Here is an 8,061-nt window from a genome sequence, read left to right as displayed (position 1 = left end):
CCGAACAGGACCGTGAAACGACTTAGCGCCGATGATAGTGCGGATTACCCGTGTGAAAGTAGGACATTGCCAGACACCCATATAAAACGCCCGTACAGAGACCTGTACGGGCGTTTTGCTTTTACCCCCGCATTGCGCGTTCCGCGCTGCTACCGCTGATCGGTCATTTGCATCCGGTCATTTCATTTGCATACATTGAATCATCGCCAACCACCATCAAGGTGCTGCCGGCCGTGGGTGCAAACGAAACGACAATCAGCGCAACACACCTCGAACTCTTTCGCTCTGCGGGGCGCATGCTGCAAAGCGATGATCCGGATGAGCTCAGTTGCGGGCTGGAAAGTCTGCGTTATCTGTCGCGCATCGGGCATGCGCGGGCCAGTTTCAATCTGGCGGTGGCCTATCTGCGGGGCCACGGTGTTGCCGCCGATGCCGCAATGGCTGCGTATTTCATGCTGCGCTCCGCGAGGCAAGGCTATGGCGGCGCTTATGAGCCGCTGGCGCGCATGATCATCAATGGCGATCTGATCGAGAGCAAAGGGCTGTTGCCGCAAGCGCGCCATTTTGTGGCACGGGTCTGGTATTTCCGCGCGCTGTGCGATGGTGTGGCGCGGCCGGATGCGGCAGCCCGGATACCGTATTCCGCCATGTATATGGCCATGGGGCCGGTGCGCTATCACTAGGTTGGACTTGCCGCAGGATTCGTATTTGTCATGGGCAATGCGTTAGACTCAAGGCATTCCCGCCGCACGCCGGCTGTTGTTGTGCGGTGTCTGTTGACGCTGTGTCTTGTGGATGCGCCTGCATGAGTTCCCGTTCCCTGCCTTATCTGCCCAGATTCATTGCCCCAACCCGCTATACCGATCCGGCTGCTGCGCTGGCCCAGGTGAAGCTGATTTACGAAAACAGCGTCAATCATCTGCGTGATGCCATGCAGCGGTTTGTCACCGGTGAAGATCTGGGTGGGCATGTGCGTGCCTGCTATCCGTTTGTGCGGATTCAGACCGACACCGTGGCCCGTTCCAACGAGGCCGATAGCGCGCATCTGAGTTTTGGCTTCGTTGCCGGCCCGGGTTATTTCGAAACCACGCTGACCCGGCCCGATCTGTACGCCGACTACTATCTGGAACAGTTCCGCCTGCTGCTGCAAAACCACGAATGCGAGCTGGAAATCGGGACGAGTTCCCAGCCGATTCCGGTGCATTTTTCGTTTGCTGAACATGATTACATCGAAGGCACGCTCAGCCCCGAACGGCGCCAGTTGATGCGCGATATGTTCGATCTGCCGGATCTGTCTGCCATGGATGACGGTATTGCCAATGGCACATATGATCCGCGCCCAGGTGAGCCGCAACCGCTGGCCCTGTTTACCGCGCCACGGATTGATTACTCATTGCATCGCTTACGGCATTACACCGGCACGGTGCCGGAGCATTTCCAGAATTTTGTGTTGTTCACCAACTACCAGTTCTATATCGATGAATTCATCCGGTTGGGGCAGGAGAGCATGAACGACCCCGACAGTGATTACATTGCCTTTGTCGAACCGGGTAATGTGATCACGCGCCGTGTTGGTCTGAGCGCGCAAGAGAGCGATGCGCTGGGCGCCGCGCCGCCGCGCTTGCCGCAAATGCCGGCCTATCACTTGATCCGGGCTGATCGCAGCGGGATTTCCATGGTGAACATCGGCGTGGGCCCGGCCAATGCCAAGACCATTACCGATCATATTGCCGTGCTGCGCCCGCATGCCTGGATCATGCTGGGGCACTGCGCCGGGTTGCGTAATTCGCAGCAACTGGGCGATTACGTGCTGGCCCACGGCTATGTGCGTGAAGACCACGTGCTGGATGAAGACTTGCCGCTGTGGGTGCCGATCCCGGCGCTGGCAGAAATCCAGCTGGCTCTGGAGGCCGCGGTATCCGACGTCACGCTGCTCAAGGGCCCGGAGCTCAAGCACATCATGCGCACGGGCACGGTGGCCAGCACTGATAACCGCAACTGGGAACTGTTGCCGGATAATCGCCCGCAACGGCGCTTCAGCCAGAGCCGGGCGGTGGCGCTGGATATGGAAAGCGCGACCATCGCCGCTAATGGTTTCCGTTTCCGGGTGCCTTACGGGACTTTGCTGTGCGTCAGTGACAAGCCGCTGCATGGCGAGATCAAACTGCCGGGCATGGCCAACCATTTTTACCGCGAACGGGTGGACCAGCACCTGAGGATCGGCATCCGCGCCATGGAACTGTTGCGCGAACAGGGCGTCGATCAATTACATAGCCGTAAATTGCGCAGTTTTGCCGAAGTGGCTTTTCAGTAACCTTATATCGGCCCGATCCGGCCAAACCGGTCAAGCTTTGGCCAAAGTGGCCGAATTGTTCTGGATAAGACCGTGTGCCGGCCCGTGTCACCCGCGTGGCCGGTGCTTCACTGCCGGGTGAACAGTTAATGCAAGGTGCGCCGTTGGCGGGCGTGCCTGACAGGAGAACACGTATGGCGATCAGCGCAACCAGCCTGAGCAACCAGTCCGCTCAGCAAAGCAGTAGCAGCAACAAAAGCAGTACGGCCAGCCAGATCATCGAACAGCCGGACAGCTCGCTCAAGGCCACCCCGATGGGCCAGGTGCCACAGGACAGCGTGACGATCGAGTATTCGGAAACCACAGTGAGCCTGACATATACCGATCCGCGCAAGACGCAGGGCCAGTCTGACACTGGCACGTCGGACACCGGTGCGTCTGATGACAGCAGTGCTTCGGCCAGCGGTAGCGACGGCACGGATGCGACGTCTTCCGGCAGCACGCCGGTTGATCTGGCCTCCATGCTGGATCAGTCCAACCAGAAGGTGCAGCAGTTCATCGATATGCTGGGCAATATGCTCAAGCAGCAAGGGCTGACGTGGTCCAAGGTGGTCAGCGGTGAACAAAAGCTCAGCGCCGACCCCAAAACCATTGATGCGGCCAAGCAGGCCGTGTCGGCCGATGGTGAGTTCGGTATCAAGAATACGGCCGAGCGGATTCTGAACTTTGCCAAGGCCGCCGCCGGGAATGATCCGGCCAAGCTCTCGCAACTGAAGGATGCCATTCAGCAAGGCTTTGATAGTGCTGCCCAGTTCTTTGGCGGCAAGCTGCCGGATATCAGCAACCAGACTCATGACGTGATCATGAACGAACTCGACAAATGGTCGCAGAACGGGATTCCGCAGGGCGATGTGACGCTGAGTGATGATGACATCAACGCCGTGATCAACCCCAAGAACGCGGATGGCAGCAGCGATAGCGCCAGCAGCACCAGCAGTACTTCGGCCAGCACTACGGGCGGCACGATCTCGACCTCGGCCTGACCTGGCGGGATTGGACAAACATGCAGCGGCGGGCCAGTGCGCCCGCCGTTTTCACAACTGCAGATAGCCGTAATCGGCCGCTTCTTGTTCCATCTCTGCTACCACATGGCAAACCGAATCAGGCAAGACGCTAAACCCGGTAATGCCAAAGGGCGTCAGGGCGGTGGCCAGATCCGGATTGGCGCAGGCATGCGCCAGCGCGAGGCGCATCATCCACAACTGGTCTGCCGAAGTGGCAATGCCGGTAATCAGGGGCAGCCCGGGGGAGGGCGCGGTCTGGCCAATGATGCGGATACCTTCTGCGGCCTCGGGCTGGTGGCGCTGCAACAGCGCCAGGGTAACGCAATCAATGGCGGCGATATCCGCCTGCCCGGCGCGGATATATTCGATGGAACGGGCGTGGCTACCGGTAGCGAGCGCGTGAGCGAAAAACTGGCCACCGAACGATAACGGCGCCGCCAGTGCCCGCAGACTGTTGTAACCGGAGTGCGAATCACGGCTGTTATAGGCCACCGTGGCGCCCCGGAAATCGCTCAGGCTGGTGCGGGCGTCATCGTCACGGGCCACCAGCATGCTGCAATAGAACGGCCCGTCGCACCCGGGCGCATCGTAATGAAAGTAGCCAACGCTCTGTACCTTGTCTTTCAGCACAGTCATCAGCGGATAACTGCAGGTCTGGCTGAGCAGCAGGTCCGGGTCCAGCCAGTGCTCGACCAGGTCGTCCGGCCAGATCACCTCGTCAGGCGCGCCGATGATTTCGTGGTTGATCAACTCGGCTCTGAGCGCGTGCCACAAGCGCGCGGTGTCTCCCGGCCCGGCAAAATACATGGGCAACGAAACCTTCATCTCGGCCTCTATCTGCTTTGCGCACTGGCAGACGATGCGCTTGTTATGGGGCGATTGGGTGGCATGCTCGCCAGCCGCCATGCTTGTGAGCGGATCATCAACCGTTCAAATGCCAGATCCGTCACGACTGCCAGTAACCCTGCCAGCAGGGCTCCTTCTACAATATAGGCGGTATTAAAACCGCTCAAGCCGACAATGATGGGAGAACCCAGCGTCGGCGTGCCAACCGTCGAGGCGATCGCAGCCGTACCGATGTTAATGATGACCGAGGTTCTGACGCCGGCCAGCCAGACCGGCAAGGCCAGCGGTAATTCCACTTGCCGAAGCAGCTGCCAGCGGCTCAGCCCCAGCCCGCGCGCGGCTTCCACCACCGGCGGCGGTACGGATTCCAGCCCGGCAATGGTGCTCTGGACCACGGGCAGCAAGCCATACAACGCCAGGGCGATGATCGCCGGTTTGACGCCGAACCCGATCAGGGGAACCGCCACTGCCAGCACCGCCACGGGCGGGAAGGTCTGGCCGATGGCGACAATGGTTTCCAGCAAAGGGCGAAAATCCCGCCCGCCTTCCCGCGTGACCAGCAAGCCCGCGCCGCCACCCAGCACGACGGCAATGGCGCTGGATACCCCGACAATCAGCACATGGGCCAGCACCAGTTGCGGGAAGCTTGCCTGGGTGTAGATGGGGCGTTCTTGTTCCGGAAAGAGCGCGTGAAAAAGCGGTGCCAGATGCGCCATGCCGAACATCAGCGCCAGAAACAGGGCGCCAGTCCACAGCAAGGGGTCTGACCACCAGCGGCGCGGATGCGTCATGCGGCGACATCCAGCAGGTCTGCCACATGAATGCTGCCCACGGTCTGGCCGTGTTCATCCACCACCGGCAGTTGTTCGGCGTGATTGGCAATCAGCAGCGAGAGCGCCTCCCGCAGCGTGGCGGTGCGGGACACGCCCGGCGCCGGCCCGGCGGTGGCCGCCCGCATGCGGCTGTGCACCTGATCCAGCCCCAGCAGTTTGAGGCCCACTTCAGTGCGTCCGACAAAACGGGTGACGGCGTCGCTGGCCGGTTCCAGCAGAATTTGCCGTGGTGTGCCGTCTTGCACCACACGGCCACGGTCGAGCATGACAATCCGGTCGGCCAGCAACAGGGCTTCATCAATATCATGCGTCACCAGCACAATGGCCTTGCCCGAGACCTGATGGATGCGGGCGATTTCTGCCTGCAGGGCGCTGCGCGTCACCGGGTCGAGCGCGCCAAAGGGTTCATCCATCAGCAAGACTTCCGGGTCTGCCGCCAGCGCCCGCGCGACGCCCACGCGCTGTTGCTGCCCGCCAGAAAGCTGATGCGGATAGCGGCTGGCAAAGGCGGCCGGGTCCAGCCCCAGCAGATGCAGCAGTTCATCCACCCGCCCGGCGATGCGTGCTTTGGGCCACTTGAGCAAGGCCGGCACGGTGGCAATGTTCTGCGCCACGGTCCGGTGCGGAAACAGCCCGATTGACTGGATGGCGTAGCCCATGCGCCGGCGCAGGTCTTCTTCACGAAAATGGTTGATCTCTTTGCCGGCAAACAGGATGCGCCCGCTGTCATGCGGCACCAGCCGGTTGATCATCTTCAAGGTGGTGGATTTGCCCGAGCCCGACCGGCCGATCAGCACGGTGAATTCACCATCCGCCAGGCGCAGCGAGAGTTCATCCACGGCCAGGAAGTCGCCAAAGCGTTTGCTGACGCGTTCAAATTCGATCATTGCCCGCGCACTCCCCATATCGAAACCAGCAACTTGAACAACGCGTCGGCGGCGATGGCCAGTGCGATAACCGGCATCGCCCCCAGCAAAACCAGATCCAGCGCGCTGCTGAGCAAGCCCTGAAACAGGATGGCGCCAAACCCGCCCGCGCCGATCAACGCCGCCACGGTGGTCAGCCCGATGGCTTGCACGGTGGTGATGCGCAGGCCCGATAACAGCACGGGCAACGCCAGCGGGACTTCCACGTGCCAGAACACCTGCCGGCGCGACATGCCCATGCCGCGTGCGGCCTCGACTACCGGGCCTGGCACTTGCTCCAGCCCGGCGGCCGTACTGCGCGCCATGGGAAGCAGCGAATACAAAGTCAGGGCGATGACGGCGGGCGTGACACCGATACCGCTGACGCCCAGCCGCGCCAGCACGGGAACATGCGCCGCCAGCGCCGCCAGCGGGGCGATCAGCAAGCCGAACAATGCGATCGAAGGGATGGTCTGGATCAGATTGAGCACGGAAAACACCGGCCCGCGCAGCCAGTTGCGCCGGAACACCAGTACGCCCAGCGGAATACCGATCAACAAGGTGGGCACCAGCGTGGCGGCGACGATCTCCAGATGCCGGCTGAGCGCCGCATCAAATACATCCTGGTGATTGGCGTATTCCTTGAGCACGGCCAGTTCTGATAACTGGCCGGAGAACAACAAACCGATACAGGGCGCGAGTACCGCCAGAGCGGCCAGCACGGTGTTGCGCGGGCTCAGCCTGAGTTGCCCCAGTGCGTCTGCTGCCGCCAGCCAGCCCAGCGCCCACAATACCCAGCCACCGCCGCCGAATGAAGTACGGCTATAGTCAGAGTCCGTCATGGCCAGCCGTTGCGCCTCGTGTCCGCCCAGCGCCAGCAAGCCGCACAACCACACGGCGCAGGCCAGCAGCACCGCACCGTCGCGCCATGCGCTTTTCTGGCAGAACGGGGCCACGGCCAGCACCAGCGCCGGGATCAACATGACGCATCCACCCGGCACGGCCGCAAACGCAATACCTTTGCCCGTCACCAGCCGGTTGGGGGCGTGCGTCAGCAGCGGCAGCAGCCATGCGGCCAGCACCCCTGCCAGCCACAGCACCAGCAATACCCGGTTTTTGATTGCGCCTGCCAGTCTGACCTGCACTTACTTCACAAAGCCTTTTTGTTTGAGGTAGTCAGCGGCGACTTTTTTGGCATCCTGCCCTTCAATGGCGATCCTGGCGTTCAGCGTCTGCAGCGTGCGGCTGTCCAGACTCTGGAATACGGGCGCCAGCGCATCCTTGATGGCCGGGTATCGGGTCAGGACATCTGCCCGCACGACCGGGGCCGGCGCGTAGATCGGCTGGATGCCTTTGGGATCGTCCAGCGTGACCAGGCCCAGCGCGGCAACGGGCCCGTCAGTACCGTAGGCCATGGCGGCATTCACGCCAGAAGTCTGCTCTGCCGCGGCCTTGATGGTGACCGTGGTATCGCCGCCCGCGAGCGTGAGCAACTGTTCTTGCTTGAGCTTGAAGCCATAGGCCATTTCAAATGCGGGCAGGGCGTCCGGGCGCTCTATGAATTCGGCCGAGGCCGCCAGCTTGAACTGGCCGCCCGCGTTGATCCACTTGCCAAGATCCGCCAGCGATTTGAGCTTGTTGCTGGTGGCGACGTCTTTGCGGATGGCGATGGCCCAGGTGTTATTGGCGGGTGCGGGCGTCAGCCAGACCAGCTTGTTCTTTTGCATATCCAGCGTTCTGACTTTGTCGTAGCCGGCTTTGGCATCGCGCCAGGCCGGGTCTTTTTCATCAGCAAAAAAGAAGGCGCCGTTGCCGGTGTACTCCGGGTAGATATCGATCTCGCCCGCGCTGATGGCGCCCCGCACTACTTTGGTGGTGCCCAGCTGGATCTTGTTTTCGGTCTTGATGCCTTTGGCCTGCAAGACCTGCAAGATGAGATTGCCCAGCAAAGCGCCTTCGGTATCGATCTTGGAACCCACGCGCACGGCGGTGTCGGCCTTTGCGCCGGTGGCGGACACGCACAGTGTCAGAACCACGCCCAACAGGGTGCGGCGGCAAACTCGCAAAGTCATTGGTCTTCCTTCCGGTAACTGGGGGTACAGGCTTGAGGTTAGTCACTG

The 8,061-nt window shown here is 61.5% G+C and carries 8 protein-coding genes; 3 read left to right on the top strand and 5 right to left on the bottom strand.

Annotated elements, in window-relative coordinates:
* Positions 1-296 precede the first annotated feature (296 nt).
* From IEX57_RS17020 to IEX57_RS17010, 3 genes are all read left to right on the top strand, one after another.
* Positions 297-683, top strand: a complete 387-nt coding sequence (locus tag IEX57_RS17020; RefSeq protein WP_188705746.1) for an SEL1-like repeat protein — start codon at positions 297-299, stop codon at positions 681-683.
* A 122-nt stretch (positions 684-805) separates the two neighbouring features.
* The gene (locus IEX57_RS17015; protein ID WP_229709078.1) at positions 806-2,314 is read left to right on the top strand and encodes an AMP nucleosidase; all 1,509 of its coding nucleotides are present in this window, start codon (positions 806-808) and stop codon (positions 2,312-2,314) included.
* A gap of 173 nt (positions 2,315-2,487) precedes the next feature.
* Positions 2,488-3,336, top strand: a complete 849-nt coding sequence (locus IEX57_RS17010) for a hypothetical protein (protein WP_188705745.1) — start codon at positions 2,488-2,490, stop codon at positions 3,334-3,336.
* Between the two features lie 51 nt (positions 3,337-3,387).
* On the opposite strand, the gene IEX57_RS17005 is transcribed toward IEX57_RS17010, so the two are convergent.
* From IEX57_RS17005 to osmF, 5 genes are read right to left on the bottom strand one after another with little or no spacing between them, the layout of a single operon-like run.
* The gene (locus tag IEX57_RS17005) at positions 3,388-4,182 is read right to left on the bottom strand and encodes a phosphate/phosphite/phosphonate ABC transporter substrate-binding protein (RefSeq protein ID WP_188705743.1); all 795 of its coding nucleotides are present in this window, start codon (positions 4,180-4,182) and stop codon (positions 3,388-3,390) included.
* Between the two features lie 8 nt (positions 4,183-4,190).
* Entirely contained in the window at positions 4,191-4,994 is an 804-nt protein-coding gene (locus tag IEX57_RS17000; protein WP_188705740.1) for an ABC transporter permease, read from the bottom strand.
* Complete coding sequence (locus IEX57_RS16995; RefSeq protein ID WP_188705738.1) at positions 4,991-5,923, bottom strand: ABC transporter ATP-binding protein; 933 nt, start codon at positions 5,921-5,923, stop codon at positions 4,991-4,993. Before IEX57_RS16995 ends, IEX57_RS17000 begins: the two co-directional genes overlap by 4 nt.
* Entirely contained in the window at positions 5,920-7,086 is a 1,167-nt protein-coding gene (locus IEX57_RS16990; RefSeq protein ID WP_229709077.1) for an ABC transporter permease, read from the bottom strand. Before IEX57_RS16990 ends, IEX57_RS16995 begins: the two co-directional genes overlap by 4 nt.
* Entirely contained in the window at positions 7,087-8,013 is a 927-nt protein-coding gene (gene osmF / locus IEX57_RS16985) for a glycine betaine ABC transporter substrate-binding protein OsmF (protein ID WP_188705736.1), read from the bottom strand.
* Between the last annotated feature and the right edge of the window lie 48 nt (positions 8,014-8,061).

This window comes from Silvimonas iriomotensis, from assembly GCF_014645535.1.
GTDB classification, from domain to species: domain Bacteria; phylum Pseudomonadota; class Gammaproteobacteria; order Burkholderiales; family Chitinibacteraceae; genus Silvimonas; species Silvimonas iriomotensis.
Note: the sequence above shows the minus strand (reverse complement) of the source record. Positions and strands in the feature narration are given on the sequence as shown.

Bases quoted from the DNA above. Each gene is read 5' to 3' on its own strand.
- IEX57_RS17020 (WP_188705746.1), top strand. From the start codon at position 297: ATGCTGCAAAGCGATGATCCGGATGAGCTCAGTTGCGGGCTGGAAAGT.
- IEX57_RS17015 (WP_229709078.1), top strand. From the start codon at position 806: ATGAGTTCCCGTTCCCTGCCTTATCTGCCCAGATTCATTGCCCCAACC.
- IEX57_RS17010 (WP_188705745.1), top strand. From the start codon at position 2,488: ATGGCGATCAGCGCAACCAGCCTGAGCAACCAGTCCGCTCAGCAAAGC.
- IEX57_RS17005 (WP_188705743.1), bottom strand. From the start codon at position 4,182: ATGAAGGTTTCGTTGCCCATGTATTTTGCCGGGCCGGGAGACACCGCG.
- IEX57_RS17000 (WP_188705740.1), bottom strand. From the start codon at position 4,994: ATGACGCATCCGCGCCGCTGGTGGTCAGACCCCTTGCTGTGGACTGGC.
- IEX57_RS16995 (WP_188705738.1), bottom strand. From the start codon at position 5,923: ATGATCGAATTTGAACGCGTCAGCAAACGCTTTGGCGACTTCCTGGCC.
- osmF (WP_188705736.1), bottom strand. From the start codon at position 8,013: ATGACTTTGCGAGTTTGCCGCCGCACCCTGTTGGGCGTGGTTCTGACA.